This window comes from Acinetobacter sp. YQ_14 (assembly GCF_043102985.1).
GTDB classification, from domain to species: Bacteria; Pseudomonadota; Gammaproteobacteria; order Pseudomonadales; family Moraxellaceae; genus Acinetobacter; species Acinetobacter venetianus.
On record NZ_JBICJJ010000011.1, the window covers coordinates 295934 to 314194 of the forward strand.

At 39.7% G+C, this 18261-nt stretch carries 16 protein-coding genes; 12 read left to right on the forward strand and 4 right to left on the reverse strand.

Features of this window, described 5'->3' with window-relative positions:
* Nucleotides 1-363: 363 nt before the first annotated feature.
* Entirely contained in the window at nt 364-1134 is a 771-nt protein-coding gene (locus ACF8D3_RS06530; RefSeq protein WP_392470774.1) for a glutathione S-transferase family protein, read from the reverse strand.
* A 357-nt stretch (nt 1135-1491) separates the two neighbouring features.
* Between ACF8D3_RS06530 and ACF8D3_RS06535 the strand changes: the two genes are divergently transcribed.
* From ACF8D3_RS06535 to ychF, 7 genes are all read left to right on the forward strand, one after another.
* Nucleotides 1492-2703, forward strand: a complete 1212-nt coding sequence (locus tag ACF8D3_RS06535; RefSeq protein WP_392470775.1) for an SfnB family sulfur acquisition oxidoreductase — start codon at nt 1492-1494, stop codon at nt 2701-2703.
* Nucleotides 2704-2716: 13 nt separating this feature from the next.
* Entirely contained in the window at nt 2717-3940 is a 1224-nt protein-coding gene (locus ACF8D3_RS06540; protein ID WP_392470777.1) for an SfnB family sulfur acquisition oxidoreductase, read from the forward strand.
* Nucleotides 3940-5352 carry an LLM class flavin-dependent oxidoreductase gene (locus tag ACF8D3_RS06545; protein WP_392470778.1) on the forward strand — a complete coding sequence of 471 codons (1413 nt, stop codon included), beginning with the start codon at nt 3940-3942 and terminating at the stop codon, nt 5350-5352. Before ACF8D3_RS06540 ends, ACF8D3_RS06545 begins: the two co-directional genes overlap by 1 nt.
* Nucleotides 5353-5387: 35 nt before the next feature.
* Nucleotides 5388-6218: a MetQ/NlpA family ABC transporter substrate-binding protein gene (locus tag ACF8D3_RS06550; RefSeq protein WP_392470779.1), complete on the forward strand. Its 831-nt coding sequence runs from the start codon at nt 5388-5390 to the stop codon at nt 6216-6218.
* Nucleotides 6219-6229: 11 nt separating this feature from the next.
* Nucleotides 6230-7300 (forward strand): methionine ABC transporter ATP-binding protein, encoded by a 1071-nt coding sequence (locus ACF8D3_RS06555; protein WP_392470814.1) that lies wholly within the window; start codon nt 6230-6232, stop codon nt 7298-7300.
* Entirely contained in the window at nt 7281-7940 is a 660-nt protein-coding gene (locus tag ACF8D3_RS06560) for a methionine ABC transporter permease (protein ID WP_392470782.1), read from the forward strand. Before ACF8D3_RS06555 ends, ACF8D3_RS06560 begins: the two co-directional genes overlap by 20 nt.
* A 94-nt stretch (nt 7941-8034) precedes the next feature.
* The gene (gene ychF / locus ACF8D3_RS06565) at nt 8035-9126 is read left to right on the forward strand and encodes a redox-regulated ATPase YchF (protein ID WP_004878859.1); all 1092 of its coding nucleotides are present in this window, start codon (nt 8035-8037) and stop codon (nt 9124-9126) included.
* A gap of 79 nt (nt 9127-9205) precedes the next feature.
* Here the strand turns inward: ychF and ACF8D3_RS06570 are convergent, their stop codons facing one another.
* On the reverse strand, nt 9206-9739 hold the full coding sequence (locus ACF8D3_RS06570) for a DUF962 domain-containing protein (protein WP_061519791.1): 534 nt from the start codon (nt 9737-9739) through the stop codon (nt 9206-9208).
* Nucleotides 9740-9845: 106 nt separating this feature from the next.
* Between ACF8D3_RS06570 and ACF8D3_RS06575 the strand changes: the two genes are divergently transcribed.
* Nucleotides 9846-10550: a Crp/Fnr family transcriptional regulator gene (locus ACF8D3_RS06575; protein WP_392470783.1), complete on the forward strand. Its 705-nt coding sequence runs from the start codon at nt 9846-9848 to the stop codon at nt 10548-10550.
* Between the two features lie 36 nt (nt 10551-10586).
* Here the strand turns inward: ACF8D3_RS06575 and ACF8D3_RS06580 are convergent, their stop codons facing one another.
* A complete protein-coding gene (locus ACF8D3_RS06580; protein WP_061516587.1) occupies nt 10587-11717 on the reverse strand; it encodes a CNNM domain-containing protein in 1131 nt (376 codons plus the stop codon).
* Between the two features lie 166 nt (nt 11718-11883).
* Nucleotides 11884-12348, reverse strand: a complete 465-nt coding sequence (locus tag ACF8D3_RS06585) for a hypothetical protein (protein ID WP_392470784.1) — start codon at nt 12346-12348, stop codon at nt 11884-11886.
* Between the two features lie 179 nt (nt 12349-12527).
* On the opposite strand from ACF8D3_RS06585, the gene ACF8D3_RS06590 reads away from it, so the two are divergent.
* From ACF8D3_RS06590 to dapC, 4 genes are all read left to right on the forward strand, one after another.
* Nucleotides 12528-12917 carry a tautomerase family protein gene (locus ACF8D3_RS06590; RefSeq protein ID WP_392470786.1) on the forward strand — a complete coding sequence of 130 codons (390 nt, stop codon included), beginning with the start codon at nt 12528-12530 and terminating at the stop codon, nt 12915-12917.
* 120 nt (nt 12918-13037) lie between these two features.
* Nucleotides 13038-14255: a formate-dependent phosphoribosylglycinamide formyltransferase gene (purT, locus tag ACF8D3_RS06595; RefSeq protein WP_392470815.1), complete on the forward strand. Its 1218-nt coding sequence runs from the start codon at nt 13038-13040 to the stop codon at nt 14253-14255.
* Between the two features lie 70 nt (nt 14256-14325).
* Nucleotides 14326-16992, forward strand: a complete 2667-nt coding sequence (gene glnD / locus ACF8D3_RS06600; RefSeq protein WP_019384211.1) for a [protein-PII] uridylyltransferase — start codon at nt 14326-14328, stop codon at nt 16990-16992.
* Nucleotides 16993-17056: 64 nt separating this feature from the next.
* Complete coding sequence (gene dapC, locus ACF8D3_RS06605) at nt 17057-18226, forward strand: succinyldiaminopimelate transaminase (RefSeq protein WP_392470788.1); 1170 nt, start codon at nt 17057-17059, stop codon at nt 18224-18226.
* Nucleotides 18227-18261 lie beyond the last annotated feature (35 nt).

The window sequence follows — 18261 nt, forward strand, 5'->3', positions numbered from 1 at the left end:
GACGATGTTGCATGGATAACGCAAACATGATTCCGATAAATTTGTGATTTATCTTTGTCCCAAAGCCGAAACAAGACCTTTTGAGCAAATGTTCAACTCATCTCCCAATAGTTGAACAACTTGTTTCGATCCCCATCACACCCTGAAACATAAGATAGCAAAGCACTTTTATAATTATTTCCCTCTTTTCAGTTTTTTTAAAGTAAATTTGGAAATAAATTCCAATATTTCCCATATAAAACGAATTATCTTTTAAATTAGAAAATAATTAGTCATTTATTTCTTACATTTTTAAGAAAAATCTTATTTTTTTCTCATAAAAAAGCCCTAATTAAAAATTTAGGGCTTTTTGATCACTTTGAATTACATGCCACGCCAATCAACTCTCGCATTGCGCTCTGTTGCATAAATACGTTGGACATATTGCCCTAATGGCAAATCAAGCAAATAGTCATGATATTCTTTTAGCTCACCTGAAAACTGTTCAATATCATCATTTTCCAATTCCCAAGGCGTTCCTTTAATTAATAATAAAGGTGCAAGGATCGAACAAACTGCAATATCAGCCAAACCTAAACGATCACCGACCAAATAACGCCCTTGATTTTCGATCAATTTGAGGTTTAGATCAGTAATCAACTCTGTCATACGAAGTTTAGACTGCGCAACTTTTTCAGGATTCAATTTATAATTAGTCGAGACCAAACTTTTTAAAATCGGTTTAGAAATTTTTTCAAACTGGCGTAAATAGCCTTGCTCACCCATCATAATTTCTAAAGGATGATCGCCAACTGAGAGTGCTTGAGCTAATGACCAACGGCGCACATGAATACCTAGCTCATTTGCAAGTTGATCAATTTCAAGTGCATCTTCACGTAATTGTTCATCACGTCTCAATAAGGCATGCTCAGGATAAGTTGTATCTAAATACAGCGCGATTTGTGTTGAATCAGCAATCCATTGTTTATCATCTTTTAGCATCGGCAACAGATATTGTCCTGACTTAAGATAGGTAAACGCACGGTGAAATCCAGGAATTAAATTATGTGCAACATAGTCCAACTCCTTATGATCTAACAACCAGCGAGCTTTTTCACAATAGTGAGACAAAGGAAATTGGTATAAAACCCGCATAGACTCTCCAAATTTATTTTTCTACTCATGAAACATAAGGTTTTTCATACTTTAGAAGTAAAAGTCTTTCAAGACAATGTCATTTTTGCTTGATATTTTCTAATTTTGGCTAAAAGTCTTTATCAATATTATTGGTGAGATTATTCATTTATTTCATAGAAGTAGCCTTTTTGTATTCATCAATGCAATTTCAAAACCTCTAAACAACTGTTTTAAATAGATATTTATTATCTATTTTTTTGTTATTTTTCTCATAAAAAATGCTTAATACTTATTGTGATATTCAAGCCATAACTGATGGTTTAGTGGAAAAGTAAAACTTTTGTAAAGTTGCTCTTATCTATTAGAGGTGCTCACATGTCCAGTAATCAATCAGTGATTCAAGTTCAAATACAACTGATTTCAAATGATCAGCAGGCCATTAATGCTGCCTATCAAGTTGCTGACTTTGCATTAGAAGAACGAAATATCCGAGATCAACAGCGTATTTTACCCACTGAACAGATTATTCAGTTTAGTCAAAAAGGTCTAGGTGGAATCCGTGTGCCTAAAGAATATAGTGGCGCATTTGTTTCCAATAAAACCTTAGCTCATGTGTTTCGTATTTTAAGTAAAGCCGATGCCAATGTTGGACAAATCCCACAAAACCAATTCGGTCTTTTAAATTTTATTAATATCACAGGTTCAGATGCACAAAAAAAGTTTATCTACAGTGAAATTCTAGCAGGTAAACGCATTGCAAATGGTGGGCCTGAAAAAAATTCTAAAGATACCAAAGCCATTCAAACCACTTTAAGTATGGAAAATGGTCAATACTTTTTAAATGGAGAAAAGTTTTACTCTACAGGCACTAGCTTTGCAGATTGGTTAGCGATTCGTGCCTTACATCCCGATGGCTATACAGTATTGGTGATCGTTGATCGACATGCTGTTGGTGTTGAAGTGATTAATGACTGGAATGGCTTTGGGCAACGTACCACAGCCAGTGGAACGGTAAAACTACGCAATGTTGTCGTTGATCCTGCACTATTTTTTGATGAACGCATTATTGCCGACACCCCAAATGTACGCGGTGCGTATTCTCAACTTTTACAGGTTGCAATTGATGTTGGCATTGCCGAAGCAGCTTTTGATGACACCTTATCTAGTATTCGTAAAGCACGCCCCATTATTGATGCAGGCATAGAAAAAGCCAGTGAAGAACATTACACATTACAAGAAGTCGGTAAACTCAATATCTTGTTCGATGCTGCGATTTTATTACTGGACGATGCTGCTGAATATCTAGATGAACTTGATCAAATCGCTGCAATTTCTGCTGAGCAAGCCGCTCGTGCTTCTATTCTAGTGGCAGAAGCAAAGATCTATGCCAATGATGCTGCCCTGCATATCTCAGAAAAATTACTCGAACTTGGAGGAAGCCGTGCCAGCCTGAGCCAACACAATCTTGATCAACATTGGCGCAATGCTCGCGTACATACCTTACACGATCCTGTGCGTTGGAAATTCCATGCGATTGGTGACTATTACCTCAATGGTACCCACCCTGCCCGCCATGCTTGGATTTAAGGAGCAAATCATTATGACCTCATACCAAGAATTACAAGGCTTTGCCAAAACCAATTTTAAAGCGGCGCATATCATTCAAAGCGATGCAGAAGCACTTGACATTGCTATTCAACTAAGTGAACAGTTTAAACAAGCAGCAGTTGAACGCGATGCCAATCGGAACTTACCTTTCATAGAAATAGAAGCCTATAGCCAATCAGGTTTATGGGCGATTACCGTACCTAAACAGTATGGCGGTGCAGAGGTTTCCAGCCTCACCGTTGCTAAAGTCATTGCCCTGTTTAGCGGTGCAGATGGTTCGATTGGGCAAATTCCACAAAATCACTTCTATGCATTGGAAGTATTACGCAATACTGGTACGGAAGCGCAAAAGAAACGCCTCTATCAGGAAGTATTACAAGGTGCACGTTTTGGTAATGCGCTGGCGGAATTTAAAACCCGTACCTCAGCACATAAGCAAACCACCTTAATTCCAAGCGAAAACGGTTATCTGATCCAAGGAGAAAAGTTTTATTGCACGGGTAGCCTGTTTGCACATCGTATTCCAACTCTAGTGGTTGATGAAGCAGGTAATGAATTTTTGGCTTTTGTACAAAGAGATAGCCAAGGTTTAGAACTGATTGATGACTGGTCTGGCTTTGGGCAACGCACCACAGGCAGTGGCACAGTCAAATTTAATCAGGTCTTCGTTGCCAAAGAGGATGTGATTCCTTTTGATACCGCATTCAAACAACTGTCTTTGGTTGGCCCCTTTGCCCAAATCATGCATGCCGCGATTGAAGTCGGCATTGCCCGTGCAGCCTTTGAGGAAACACTGGAGCGTGTGCGTGTCGCCCGCCCTTGGATTGATGCCAATATTGAATCCGCCACTCAAGATCCATTAACCCTATCTGAACTCGGTCGTGTAGCAACTGATGTCAAAGCCAGCGAGTTATTGCTCAAACAAGCAGCTCGATCCGTGGATACTGCTAAACATGATCTGAATGCTGAAAACTTAGCCAAAGCCTCAATTGATGTCGCCAAAGTTCGTGCACATAGTACTGAAACAGCATTAAAGGCATCATCTAAATTGATTGAATTAGCAGGTAGTCGTGGCAGCCAACGTGCTGATGCTCTTGATCGTCATTGGCGTAATGCACGGGTTCATACCTTGCATGATGCTGCACGCTGGAAATATTACTTCATCGGTAATTATGTGTTGAATGGTGTACTGCCTCCACGTCGGGGGACTTTGTAATGACTCAAACGACTGCCAAGAAAATCTTGTTAAATGCCTTTGATATGAACTGTGTCGGTCATATCAATCATGGTTTATGGACGCATCCACGGGATCAATCACATCGATTTAATGAGCTGAATTATTGGACTGAATTGGCACAGAGTCTGGAACAAGGTTTGTTTGATGGCTTATTCCTTGCGGATATTACGGGTGTCTATGATGTCTATCAAAATGGAGTTGAGCTGACTTTAAAAGAATCGATTCAGTTACCTAGTCATGATCCATCGACCCTGATTTCGGCAATGGCCTTAGTCACACAAAATTTAAGCTTTGGTGTCACGGTCAATTTGAGCTATGAACAGCCCTACCAATTTGCACGGCGATTTGCCAGTCTGGATCATTTAACCCAAGGTCGTTTGGGCTGGAATATTGTCACCGGCTATTTGGATAGTGCCGAACGCTTAATTGGGCAAAAAGGTTTAAAAGATCACGATGCGCGCTATGATCAGGCCGAGGAGTTTTTACAGCTTTGTTATAAATATTGGGAAGGTTCTTGGGAAAATGACGCCTTAAAAAAAGATAAACAACAGCGCGTTTTTACTGACCCGAACAAGGTCCACTCAATCAATCATCAAGGTCAATATTACCAAAGCCAAGGTGTATTTCAGGTTGCACCATCGGTTCAACGTACGCCAACACTCTTCCAAGCAGGTGCTTCACCGAAAGGACTACAGTTTGCCACGCGTCATGCCGAATGTATTTTCATTGGTGGTGATCAACCTGAAAAGATTCGTCAGCAAGTCAATAAGATAAGACTACAAGCAACACAGCAAGGTCGTGATGAAGATGCGATTAAAATCTTTGTCGGCATTACTGTAGTTGTGGCTGAAACAAATGAACTCGCCCAGCAAAAACTGGCTGAATATCGTCAATACGCCAGCCCTGAGGCCGGACTAGCCCATTATGCCAGCTCAGTCGGAATTGATCTTGCCATGTTTGCAGATGATGAAGCGATTCCGTATCAAAAGAGCAATAGTATTGTTTCAGTCAATGAGAAATTTAAAGAACAGCGCATCAGCAAAAATGATCTAAAAGCCCAACATGTGTTGGGTGGACGCTATCCGCTCATTGTTGGCAGTGGCGCGGAGGTTGCAGAATATCTGATTGATCTGCTTGATCAGACTGGTATTGATGGTTTTAACCTGACGCGTACGGTTGCACCTGAATCACACCATGACTTCATTCGACTGGTCATCCCTGAGTTACAGCAACGTGGACGTTATAAAACTAAATATGCCACAGGTTCACTACGTAAGAAACTGTTTGTCCAAGGTGATCATTTAGCCGCAAGTCATCCTGCTAATCAGTTCCGATGTAGAACACACGACAACACAGATGATCTAAAAATAATTGAAGAAATTAGTGCTTAGCACTTAAACACTTAAGAATAGAATTGGAGAAATAAATGGTTCAAACTGCCTCAAAAAAATGGTTGGGTATCGGCCTTGTCGTCGTTGTTGCGATTATTGCCTTATTGATTTGGAATAAACAAAGACAGAATCATAGCAGTGAATTGGTGATTGGGATTAGCCCTTCGTTTGCACATCCTCTACAAGTTGCTGCGGATGAAGCCAAACAACAAGGTCTCAATGTGAAATTGGTGGAATTTTCCGATTGGAATACACCAAATATTACCTTAAATCATGGTGACATTGATGCGAATTTTTTCCAGCATCAACCCTTCTTGGATAATGCGATTAAGGAAACTGGCTTCAAGCTAAAATCCTTTGCTGCGGGTGCGGCTTCACATGTTGGATTGTATTCGAAAAAATATAAAAGTTTCGATGAACTTCCAAATAGCGCAACTGTTGCCATTCCTAATGATCCAGTGAATCAAGGCCGTGCATTACTGCTTTTACAACAAGCTAAGCTGATTGAACTGAAAGATAGCAACAATCATCTTTCTGCACTAAAAGACATTACTGCAAATCCGAAAAATCTGAAATTTACCGAAGTTGAAGGCCCTCAAACTGCACGTGCCATTGATGATGTTGATTTAGCTTTTGGCTATCCACATTACTTACGTTTAGCCAAAACGGCTGATCCTGAAAGTGCCCTATTGTTTGATGACAATACCAATAAACGTTATGCGATTTTATTTGTGGTGCGGGATGACTATCAGGACAAAGACAACAAACTACAGAAGTTTGTCGAGATTTATCAAAACTCGCCGAAGGTCAAAGCCACATTAGACAGCGATTTCGGCCCAACGCTATGGTTCCCTGGTTGGAAATAAGGAGAACAATGATGGTGAGTTTTGGTTCACAGGTCGATTTTTCAGTCCCACATCTAAAAATACGTGGTTTAAATAAGTTTTATGATATACAGGGCCAACGCTTACATGCCTTAAAAGACATTAATATCGATATTCCCAAAGCACAAATTGTTGGGATTATCGGCAAAAGTGGCGCAGGTAAATCATCCCTACTTCGTACCTTAAATGGGCTGGAAGCGATTGATACAGGCAGTATTTTAATTCATCAACAAAATATTGCTGAAATCAGCCATGCTGAGTTGATCAAAACTCGGCAAAAAATTGGCATGATTTTTCAGCACTTTAATTTAATGTCAGCCAAAACCGTGTGGGAAAATGTGGCTTTACCGCTACGTATTGCGGGTTATGAAAAGGCTGAGATCGAACAACAGGTCAATGAGGTACTGACGCTGGTGGGATTAGAGGCAAAGCGAAATGATTACCCTGCTCAACTGTCTGGTGGGCAAAAACAACGTGTCGGTACCGCGCGGGCCTTGGTTTCTCAGCCTGAAATCCTGCTCTGTGATGAAGCCACCTCAGCACTGGACCCTGAAAGTACCGCCAATATTCTGTCCTTATTAAAACAAATCAACCGAGACCTTGGTTTAACCATTGTCTTGATCACTCATGAAATGCAGGTCATCCAAGAAATTTGCGATCAAGTCATCGTAATTGATCAGGGTGAAATTGTTGAAGCTGGGCAAGTCTGGTCGGTATTTTCCAATCCGCAACAAAAAATCACGCAGGAATTACTCAATTTTGAACAAGTGAATTTACCCTTTGAACTGAGCGAATCTGCTGATCAGCACACCACACAGCAAATTTTAAAACTCAAATATGTAAGTGAGTCGAAATCGGTTCCTAATCTGTATGAATTGCTGGACAGTTTTAATTGTCCCGTTCAAGTGTATTACAGTCAAATTGATAGCATTCAGCAGCGTACTATCGGCTCATTGATCATCGGGATTCGCAATCTCGAATTTGACTTAAATGATGCACAATTTGAAAAACACCCTGCCATTACACCACTTGAGGTGATCGGTTATGTACAATCAACTCATTGATCTATTACTGACAGGCACAATCGATACCTTAGTGATGGTAGGGGTTTCTGCCTTTATTGCCTTTTTAATTGGTCTGCCAATTGCATTAATTTTGGTGAGTACTGCAGATTTTGGGATTTTTCCTTCCAAGAAAGTCAATCAATCATTAGGCTGGGTGATTAATATTACCCGTTCTGTCCCTTTCCTGATTTTAATGGTGGCATTGATTCCATTTACCCGCTGGATTATCGGCACTAGCTATGGCGTATTAGCCGCAATTGTGCCTCTAACCATCGCCGCGATCCCGTTCTTTGCCCGTATTGCAGAGGTCAGTCTACGTGAAGTCGATCAAGGGTTGATTGAAGCAGCACAAGCAATGGGCTGTAACCGCAAGCAGATTCTTTGGCATGTATTGCTTCCTGAAGCCTTGCCGGGGATTGTTGCAGGCTTTACCGTGACCATTGTCACCATGATCAGCTCTTCTGCTATTGCAGGTGCGATTGGTGCGGGTGGACTCGGTGATATTGCCTATCGCTATGGCTATCAGCGTTTTGATATGCAAGTGATGTTAGCCGTGATTTTAGTTCTTATTGTTTTAGTGATATTGGTGCAAAGTACAGGTGATCATATTGCCAAACAGCTTGATAAACGCAAAGTTTAATGTCGAATTGATAATCTGCTCTAGCCATGACTTTGTCATGGCTTTCATGTAAAATCAGCAGCAATTTTTATATAACACATTTGTGAGTGGTTTCATGGGTTTTAATTGCGGTATTGTTGGTCTGCCAAACGTAGGTAAATCTACATTATTTAATGCATTAACAAAGGCAGCGATTGCAGCTGAAAACTTTCCGTTCTGTACCATTGAACCAAATACAGGGATTGTCCCTGTTCCAGATTCACGCTTAGATAAACTTGCTGCAATTGTAAAACCACAGCGCATCTTACCAACCACAATGGAATTCGTTGACATCGCAGGTTTGGTTGCTGGTGCCTCAAAAGGTGAAGGTTTGGGTAACCAATTCCTTGCAAACATCCGTGAAACTGATGCAATTGCGCATGTGGTACGTTGTTTTGAAGATGAAAACGTGATTCACGTAAATGGTAAAATTGACCCATTAGATGACATTGCAACCATCAATACTGAACTTGCACTTGCTGACCTTGATACCGTTGCAAAAGCATTACTACGCTTAACTAAAGCAGCAAAAGGTGGCGATAAAGAAGCACTTGCAACTAAAGCAGTTTTAGAAAAAATTCAGCCTTTACTTGATGAAGGTAAACCAGCACGTGCCGCTGATCTTTCTGATGACGAACGTAAAGCTGTACGTGGTTTCGGTTTAATGACCCTTAAACCAACTATGTATATTGCTAACGTCGCAGAAGACGGTTTTGAAAACAACCCACATCTTGAAGCAGTACAAAAACTCGCTGCTGAAGAAAATGCCATTGTTGTACCACTTTGCAACCAAATCGAAGCTGAAATTTCATTATTAGAAGATGAAGATCGTGCTGAATTCTTGGAAGCGATGGGTATGGAAGAACCAGGTTTGAACGTGGTGATTCGTGCAGGTTATAAACTGCTAGGCTTACAAACTTACTTTACAGCTGGTGTTCAAGAAGTACGTGCTTGGACTGTTAAAGTGGGGGCAACTGCACCACAAGCGGCTGGTGTCATTCATACTGACTTCGAAAAAGGCTTCATCCGTGCTGAATGCGTGGCTTATGACGACTTTATCCAATATAACGGTGAAAATGGCGCTAAAGAAGCTGGTAAATGGCGTTTAGAAGGTAAGACTTACATCGTTCAAGATGGCGATGTTTTACACTTCCGTTTTAACGTATAAATCGATTTTCTAATCTAAAAAACCGCCAATAATGATCTTATTGGCGGTTTTTATTTGATTGATATTTATAGACTTCGATTTAAGACACAATTTGCGGTTTCATATCCATTTCAGCACGTTTCATTTGTGCTTCTTTTAAAATACGTTGATGTAATGATTTACGGAAGCCAAGTAAGAAAACAAACTCTGCCAAGACGAATAATGGCCCGATTGCTAGACCAATCAGATCATCAACAAAGGCTGGCTTTTTCTTCTCAAAATAATGCCCGATGAATTGGAATACCCATCCCACCACAAAAATACCAATGCTTGTACCCAACCAACTCCACATCGACAAAGCAGCAATTTTTACAGCCAATGGATAAACAAAGACGAATAGAATAAGCATCAAAATACCAAATAACTTATCCAATGAAAGATAGTAAACGCTACTTAAAACTATGAGTACCATAGCTAAAGTGACTGGAAAGCCAGATATATCAACTGCAGCCCGAGCACTTAAGCATAGAATAGAAAAAACAATTAATGGAATACCCATAAAATGGGTCACAATATTATTTCTGTCTAAATGATAAGCTGCATACTGACTCAATAGACGTTCTAAATTTGTCATTTTATTTTCCTCAGATCAATTCAGTTATGCTATTAATCTATTAGAAAAATCAAAGTGAAGTTGTCATATAGCTGACAAATGGATTCATATTTACAAAGGAATGGTTGTGTTAGAACACGCGTATATCCAGCATTTACAGCAAAACTCTTGGTTTAGTCGCTTAGACAAGTCGTTTCAAGAGTTCATTATTGAGCACAGTAAAAAGCAATCTGTAGAAAAAAATGCTGCTGTATTTAATGCCCAAGACAAGTTTGATGGTGTCTATGGTGTTTTAGAGGGTTCTATCAGCTTGGGATATATTGATGTCAATGGTAATGAAGCAATTGCTGCAATCGCAGAACCAATCATGTGGTTTGGCGAAATCTCCTTAATCGACAAACAACCTCGCTCGCATGATGCAATTGCCTTAAAAAGAAGTGTTGTTCTTCAAATTCCTGCCGAACCCCTGAAGCAACTATTAGATCAACATCCGTATTATTGGTATTACTTTGCTTTGCTGACTAGCCAAAAACTCCGCTACGTGTTTTTAGAACAAATTGCGATTCAGACCCAAAGCATTACCCAGCGCTTAGCGCAACGATTGCTGTTTATTTTAGAGGGTTATGGCAATCGATCCAGTATTCAAGATTTGAACATCCATATTTCTCAAGACCAACTTGCCAATATGCTGACTGTATCAAGACAAACGGTAAATCAAGAACTCAATGTATTTGAAAAACAAGGTGTAATTCAGCTTGGATTTAAAAAAATAGAAGTGCTGAATTTAGAGGGCTTGAGGATGTTGGCATCCTCAGGATTTTTTACGGAATAAGCATGCCAACCAATTAGGCTGGCACACTTTTATTGATTATTGTGTTGGCGGTTCTAAATAAATGCCAATTTTTTCAGCCCTTTTCACCCATAGTTGTCGAGCAAGTTTCTGCATATCTTCTACTTTGTCGCCCTCATCGAGAATCTCGATACCTAGCAATGTTTCAACGACATCTTCTAAAGTTACGACGCCTTTAGTATCTCCAAACTCACCCACGACCAATGCAATATGTTGTCTTTGTTCCAACAAAACTTCCATTAATTTTGATAATGGTGTTTTTGCCATAACCGTAACAATTTCTCTTTTGAAGTCGCTAATTATTCGACTACCCTGACCTTGGTTCTTTGCAACCAATAAATCTTCACGCAAAACAAAGCCGACAACGCTATCCAAGTCTTGATCATAAATCGGCAGTCTTGAAAAATTTGAGCTTTTTGGGGCAGATAAAACTTCATCAACTGTTAAATCTTTTTGTAATGCCGACACTACTACACGAGGCGTCATGACAGTGCTCGCATCCAAAGATTTAAAGAGGAAAAGATTTCGAATGATTTTAGACTCTCGATCATTCAACATGCCTTCTTCTTTACCAATCCCAGCCATCGCAACAAACTCATCACGACTAAACTGATTTGCTTTGGTACCGCCAGAAATTAACTTAGTTAACTTTTCCGAGATCACGATTAAAGGATACATGGCTTTAATTAAGAAATTAACATAAATGCCAGTTGGTCCAGCAAGTTGACGCCAATACACCGCACCTAATGTTTTTGGAACAATTTCCGAAACAAACAGGATGAGTAAGGTCATTACTGCGGAGAAAACACCAAACCAAACCTCACCAAAAACAGACGTTGCTTTTGCGCCTGCACCAATCGCACCGACTGTATGTGCAATGGTATTGACGGTTAAAATAGCAGCCAATGATTGGTCAATATTGTCTTCTTTCAAGCGTCTTAATTGCTCAGCCTTTTTAGGCTTGGTCTCTTTAAGTCTCGCAATGTAGCTTGGTGTGATACTTAATAATGTTGCTTCTGCAATCGAACACAAAAAAGAAAAAAGTAATGCTAAAACGACATACAGCAGTAAAAGCAAAAGATCGCCATGAAAAATGGAAGCGAATGAAAATTGATGAACGGTTTCAGAAATTAAACTGGGAGTATCCATATGCGAACTTGGTTTTTAACCACAGGTTCCTTATATAACTTAGGAAATTCATCCTACGGTTTACCCATAACCAAGTCAATTCTTTGGATATATTTTGTATCTATTCTAAAAGATATTGCTATTTTCCCTTTAAAAATAGCAATATTTAACGTATTCAGTTTTAGTTTTACTTCGGAGAAGTATTCCCTAACGCTGGATTATCAATTGCATCTTTACACTGTGCCTTATCACGCTCGTATTCAGTTTGTTTTTGGGTCGAAGCGGTTGGATTGTCTTTTACTTCTCTCGCCCAAGTATCCAAACTTGTTAAAGCCTTACGACATAAGGCATATTTCCCTTCCGTCACCGAATCAGTCATTTTCACATTAATACGCCAATCTGTGCTGAGCTGACGCAATGGCTTTCTTACATTCTCTTCGATTTCTGTTGTTTGTTTCTGATAAACAATTGGATCAATTTGATTGATTAAATCCCATGCCGCATTTGCATATGTTGTCGCATCATTACTCAATTTTGGCGCAGGTTTAATTTCTACCTTTTTTTCAGCTTCATTATTTGAGTTCCCGCATGCAGTCATTAGAACTGTACTGCATAGCATCAAAGCCACAAGATGAGTTTTTCTGTTCAACATATCTAACCAAATCGTCGATGAAACATTTGCCCATAATCCTAGTCAATTCAGTTGCAATACTCAATCATTGTTACCTTTTTATCATCGAAGTTTGATAAACCTGAGATTTATCAATTTTATGCTAAGGTTAGACCCATAATTGTCTTCAAAATAATTAAATCACTTGGAATCACATATTCATGTCACAAATCAAAATTTATGCATTGAGCAAAACGATTGATCAATACCGAAACTTACTTTCTGAAGCTATTCATGATGCCTTGGTCGAAAGCTTAAATTATCCAATTGAAAAGAGGTTTCAGCGCTTTATCCGTCTTGAAACAGATGACTTTATTCATCCTACTGATCGTAGTGATCACTACACCATTATTGAGATATCAATGTTCGAAGGTCGGACAATCGAAGCCAAGAAAAAACTGATCCAAACTCTATTTTCTAATATTTATCAACACTGTGGTATTTCAGCACAAAACATTGAAATTACAATATTTGAAACACCTAGAAGTAATTGGGGAATTCGAGGTCAAAATGCCGATGAACTTCTGCTGAATTACCACGTCAATGTCTAATTCTGAAAAAACAGATTTAGATCATCTTTTTTGTCTAACAAAAACAACTTTTTTTGTATCACACAAGCTTAACTCAGCAACAAGTTCTGCTATGCTTAAACACAAATTACTCAGGATAGGATTATTCGCATGAGCGTCACTCTTGGAACTCCACTTCAATCTTCTGCATTTAAGGTTTTACTGTTAGGTTCTGGAGAGCTTGGGAAAGAAGTTGTTATTTCTTTACAACGCTTGGGTGTCGAAGTTCATGCAGCTGATCGCTATGATCACGCACCTGCAATGCAAGTAGCACATTATTCTTACACTTTGAATATGGCTGATCCTGTTGAATTAAAAAAACTCATCGAAGAAATCAAACCCAATTTAATTGTCCCTGAAATCGAAGCGATTGCGACTGAGGTTTTAGTCGAAATAGAACAGAGTCAAACGGCTACAGTCATTCCATCAGCAAAAGCTGTCAACCTCACCATGAACCGTGAAGGTATCCGTCGCTTAGCCGCAGAAGAGTTAGGACTACCAACATCTGCTTACCGTTTTGCAAGTACTTTAGAAAGCTTCCGCGCGGCTTGTGATGATATTGGTTATCCAAATTTCGTTAAACCTGTTATGTCTTCATCAGGTAAAGGTCAATCTCGCGTAAAAAGCTTTGATGAAGTCGATGCTGCTTGGGATTATGCGATGCAAGGTGGCCGCGTAAATCAAGGGACTGTGATTATCGAGTCTCAGATTGACTTCGATTTTGAAATTACGCTTTTAACTGTTCGCGCCAAAAATCCTGAAACTGCCGAAATCGAAACCCATTACTGTGATCCGATTGGTCACCGTCAAGATGCGGGCGATTATGTTGAAAGTTGGCAACCTCAACCAATGACAGCTGCGGCTTTAGATGAAGCAAAACGTATTGCAAATAAAGTAACAACTGCTTTAGGCGGTTGCGGTATTTTTGGTGTAGAGTTGTTCGTAAAAGGCGATAAAGTTTGGTTTAGCGAAGTATCGCCTCGCCCACATGACACAGGCTTAGTGACTTTAGCTTCTCAATTCCAAAGTGAATTTGAATTACATGCGCGTGCAATTTTAGGTTTACCTGTAAATACAGAGCGCAATAGTGTTGCTGCAAGTGCAGTGATCTATGCAGGTGTAGATGCGAAAAATCTTAGCTTTACTGGCTTAAATCTTGCTTTGGCAAATCCGAATACAGATTTACGCTTATTTGGAAAACCAGAAGGCTTCAAACGCCGTCGTATGGGTGTTGCAACAGCGCGTGCCGAAAATATAGATTTAGCGCGTGAGTTGGCACAACATGCCGCTGACCAAGTGAGTGTTCAAACAAACGCTTAAACCACCTGAATCCTGAGCCACAATCAAGTGGTTTCAGGATAAAGAAAGACTTTGATAGAAGAACATTTTCATGATCAATACATCTCCATTGTTGAACTACGTCACCAGTCATCATGATATTCAAGCCATTAATCAATGGCGAACAGAAGTAGAGAAACAATTACAAGAGAGTTATGAAAATGGACAACCTATCCGTGAAGTCATCAAAGCTCGATCAAACTCTATTGATGAGGCTCTGATTTTTTTATGGAATCACGCAGGTTTAGATCAAACTGAATTAGGTTTATTTGCTGTCGGCGGTTATGGCCGCCGTGAAATGCTGCCTTATTCAGATACCGACATTATGATTTTATCTGAAGATGAAATTAGTGAGGAGCAAGGCAAACTCATTTCTGCTTTTATTTCATCACTTTGGGATGTTGGAAATTTTAAACCGGGTACCAGTGTTCGTACCATTCAAAACTGCGTAGATCAAGCTGCAAATGATCTAACTGTTGCAACCACACTGATTGAAGCTCGTCTGATAACAGGCAATGAACAACTTGCTAAATGGCCACGTCGTATCGTTGCGCAAACATGGACGGATAAAACTTTCTATGATGCCAAAATGCAAGAGCAAGCAAAAAGATATGCGCAGCACAACAATACTGAAAGCAATTTAGAACCTGATATTAAAAATGCACCCGGCGGTATCAGAGATATTAATCAAATCGGTTGGATTGCTAAGCGCCATTTCCGTGTCAATCGTATCTATGACCTTGTACATCTCGGTTTTATTACTGAGTTTGAACTGGGAGTTCTCGAAGAAGCTGAAAGCTTTTTATGGGAAATTCGCACCCATTTGCATCGTTTAGCCAAGCGTGATGAAAATCGATTATTGTTTGAATATCAACGTGATATTGCTGCAAAATTTGGCTACGTGCGTGAAGAAGGTCAGCCCGTCAATTTTGCTGTTGAACAGTTCATGAAACGTTATTATCGGACTGCTCAGCAAATTTCGACTTTAAATGAAATGCTACTCGCCTACTTCAATGAATCAGTGATTACACCACGTTTGACCGATTATGAACGTGAAATTGAAGACATTAATGATCGTTTCAAAATTGTAGATGGCAAACTTGCTGTTCAACACCATAAGGTTTTCTCTGAAGAACCAAGTGCAATTTTAGAAATCTTTTATCTACTTGCAAATCGCCCAGAAATTACAGGTATTCGTGCCCGTACCTTACGCTTGTTAGTTTTAGCTGCAAAACGTATCGATCAACGTTTCCGTGACAATCCTGAACACCAAGCCTTGTTTATGTCGATTATTCGCTCACCACATCGTTTGTACGACACCATGGTCGCGATGAAACGATATGGCGTATTGGGCAATTATATTCCCGCTTTCGGGCAAATTATGGGATTGATGCAATACGATCTTTTCCATATCTATACCGTCGATGCCCATACCCTACTTTTACTGCGTAACCTCAGTCGTTTTAAAGAACCTGAATTTGCTAAAGATTTCCCTGTCGTCAGTTCAGTGTTCCAACGTATTGCTCGACATGACATTGTTTATTTAGCAGCAATTTTCCATGATATTGCCAAAGGTCGTGGTGGTGATCACAGTGAACTCGGTGCGATTGACGCAATTGAATTCTGCCGCACGCATGGCTTTACTGAGCGTGAATGTAAACTCGTTGCATGGTTAATCAATAATCACCTACTGATGTCACTTACTGCACAGAAAAAAGATATTTCTGACCCTGATGAAGTCAAAGAGTTCGCTGAAAAAGTCGGTGACATGGAGCACTTAGACTACTTGTACACTTTGACTGTTGCAGATATTAATGCCACAAATCCTAAGCTTTGGAATACATGGCGTGCTTCATTGATGCGTCAACTCTACACCTATGCGCGTGATGTCATTCGTTCTGGTTTAGGCCGTCCTGTTGATTATCAAATGCTCATTGAAGATACTAAATTCGCTGCCAGTGAATTGCTTGTAAATGATTTTTCATTAGCCGAAGTCGAAAAAGTTTGGCAAGAACTTGGTGATGAATATTTCGTAAAAGAATCTGCCAATGAAATTGCATGGCACACGCAAGCTATTTTACAACACGGTGATAATCCAGAGCCATTGGTCTTATTACGTGCACATCGAAATGCAGCACAAGATGCAGTGCAAATCTTTATCTACACGCGCGATCAAGCAAATCTCTTTGCAACTACCGTTGCTGTATTGGATCGCATGAATCTCGATGTTCAAGACGCAAAAATTATCACGGCAAGTACAGATTTCAGTTTAGATACCTACTTGGTACTCGACCGTTTCGGCACATTATTGACAGACCCTGAACGTGAACATAAAGTTAAATCTGCACTGGTCGATGCATTGAGTCATTCAGATCAGTATCCAGGGATTATGCAACGTCGAATCCCTCGTCATTTACGTCATTTTGATATTCAAAATACAGTTGATATCGTACTTAACCCAGCCTTACAGCAACACATGGTAGAAATTTCTACACTCGATCAACCGGGTTTATTAGCGCGTATTGGTGCGTTATTTATGTTGCAAGGTCTCGATATTCACTCAGCCAAAATTGCAACGTTGGGCGAGCGTGCGGAAGATATTTTCTTTGTCACCAAGAAAAATGGTGTACTGCTGAATGACGAAGAAGTTAAACTTTTTGCGGAAACCTTGAAAGCTGCTTTAGATGAAGCATCTAATCAAATTTGTAATCCGTCTTAGAATCCTACTGAATCCTTCTTTGCAAAAGAAGGATTCTCCACACTTATCTTGGGTAATTGTTTAAATGAACTCCAGCTTGTCTCTATTGCATCCTTATCCATTTGAAAAGTTAAACCAACTTTTCAAAGATGTGCAACCTGCAAATCTGCCTTTGATTCCACTATCAATTGGTGAGCCAAAACATCCTGCGCCTGAGTTCGTTAAACAAGCGATTATTGCAAATTTTGCACATTTATCGACTTATCCAAATAGCAAAGGTTTACCTGAACTGCGTCAAAGTATTGCAAAATGGCTCACTCAGCGCTTCAAATTGAATCAAATTAGTGCAGAAGATCATATCTTGCCTGTATCTGGTACACGCGAAGGTATTTTTTCTTTTGTTCAAGCATTGATCAAGCGCGAAGATGCACCTTATATCGTTATGCCAAATCCTTTCTATCAGATTTATGAAGGTGCAGCATTACTCTCTGGCGCAAAACCTTACTTCATTAACTGTACGGAAGAAAATGGATATCTAGGTGATTTTGATGCTGTTCCTGCTGAAGTTTGGGAAAAAACAGCATTATTATTTGTATGTACACCGGGCAATCCAACGGGTGCAGTGTTATCAAAAGAACAATTTAAAAAGCTGATTGCACTTTCAGATCAATACAACTTTGTAATTGCATCTGATGAATGTTATTCAGAGCTTTGGTTTGATCAAGCACCTATTGGTCTGTTAGAAGTGTGTGCAGAAATGGGACGAGACGATTATACAAACTGTATCGTATTCCACTCACTTTCTAAACGCTCAAATTTGCCGGGTATGCGTTCTGGTTTTGTTGCCGGTGATGCAGCTTTGTTAAAACCATATTTGCAATATCGTACTTATCACGGCGCAGCAATGCCCGTTCAGCATCAATTAGCATCTATTGCTGCTTGGGATGATGAAGCACATGTTGAAGAAAATCGTAAGCAATACCGTGCAAAGTTTGAGTTATTCCAATCTGAACTTGGACATTTACTTCCATTGCAAAAGCCTGATGCGGGCTTCTACTATTGGTTGAAAGTGGATAATGACGAAACTTTTGCAAAATTACTGCTAGAAAAAGCCAATATTAAAGTTTTACCTGGGCGTTATTTATCTCGTGATACAGAACAAGGTAATCCGGGTGAAGGTCATGTCCGTATGGCATTGGTCGCAGATCTAGCGCAATGTGAAGAAGTCGTTAAACGCTTGAAAAATATTTTATAGCCTACTATTAAGAATCCACGTAACAACGTGGATTC

Coding starts and splice junctions, on each gene's coding strand:
- ACF8D3_RS06530 (WP_392470774.1), bottom strand. CDS start 1,134: ATGCGGGTTTTATACCAATTTCCTTTGTCTCACTATTGTGAAAAAGCT.
- ACF8D3_RS06535 (WP_392470775.1), top strand. CDS start 1,492: ATGTCCAGTAATCAATCAGTGATTCAAGTTCAAATACAACTGATTTCA.
- ACF8D3_RS06540 (WP_392470777.1), top strand. CDS start 2,717: ATGACCTCATACCAAGAATTACAAGGCTTTGCCAAAACCAATTTTAAA.
- ACF8D3_RS06545 (WP_392470778.1), top strand. CDS start 3,940: ATGACTCAAACGACTGCCAAGAAAATCTTGTTAAATGCCTTTGATATG.
- ACF8D3_RS06550 (WP_392470779.1), top strand. CDS start 5,388: ATGGTTCAAACTGCCTCAAAAAAATGGTTGGGTATCGGCCTTGTCGTC.
- ACF8D3_RS06555 (WP_392470814.1), top strand. CDS start 6,230: ATGGTGAGTTTTGGTTCACAGGTCGATTTTTCAGTCCCACATCTAAAA.
- ACF8D3_RS06560 (WP_392470782.1), top strand. CDS start 7,281: ATGTACAATCAACTCATTGATCTATTACTGACAGGCACAATCGATACC.
- ychF (WP_004878859.1), top strand. CDS start 8,035: ATGGGTTTTAATTGCGGTATTGTTGGTCTGCCAAACGTAGGTAAATCT.
- ACF8D3_RS06570 (WP_061519791.1), bottom strand. CDS start 9,739: ATGACAAATTTAGAACGTCTATTGAGTCAGTATGCAGCTTATCATTTA.
- ACF8D3_RS06580 (WP_061516587.1), bottom strand. CDS start 11,717: ATGGATACTCCCAGTTTAATTTCTGAAACCGTTCATCAATTTTCATTC.
- ACF8D3_RS06585 (WP_392470784.1), bottom strand. CDS start 12,348: ATGTTGAACAGAAAAACTCATCTTGTGGCTTTGATGCTATGCAGTACA.
- ACF8D3_RS06590 (WP_392470786.1), top strand. CDS start 12,528: ATGTCACAAATCAAAATTTATGCATTGAGCAAAACGATTGATCAATAC.
- glnD (WP_019384211.1), top strand. CDS start 14,326: ATGATCAATACATCTCCATTGTTGAACTACGTCACCAGTCATCATGAT.
- dapC (WP_392470788.1), top strand. CDS start 17,057: ATGAACTCCAGCTTGTCTCTATTGCATCCTTATCCATTTGAAAAGTTA.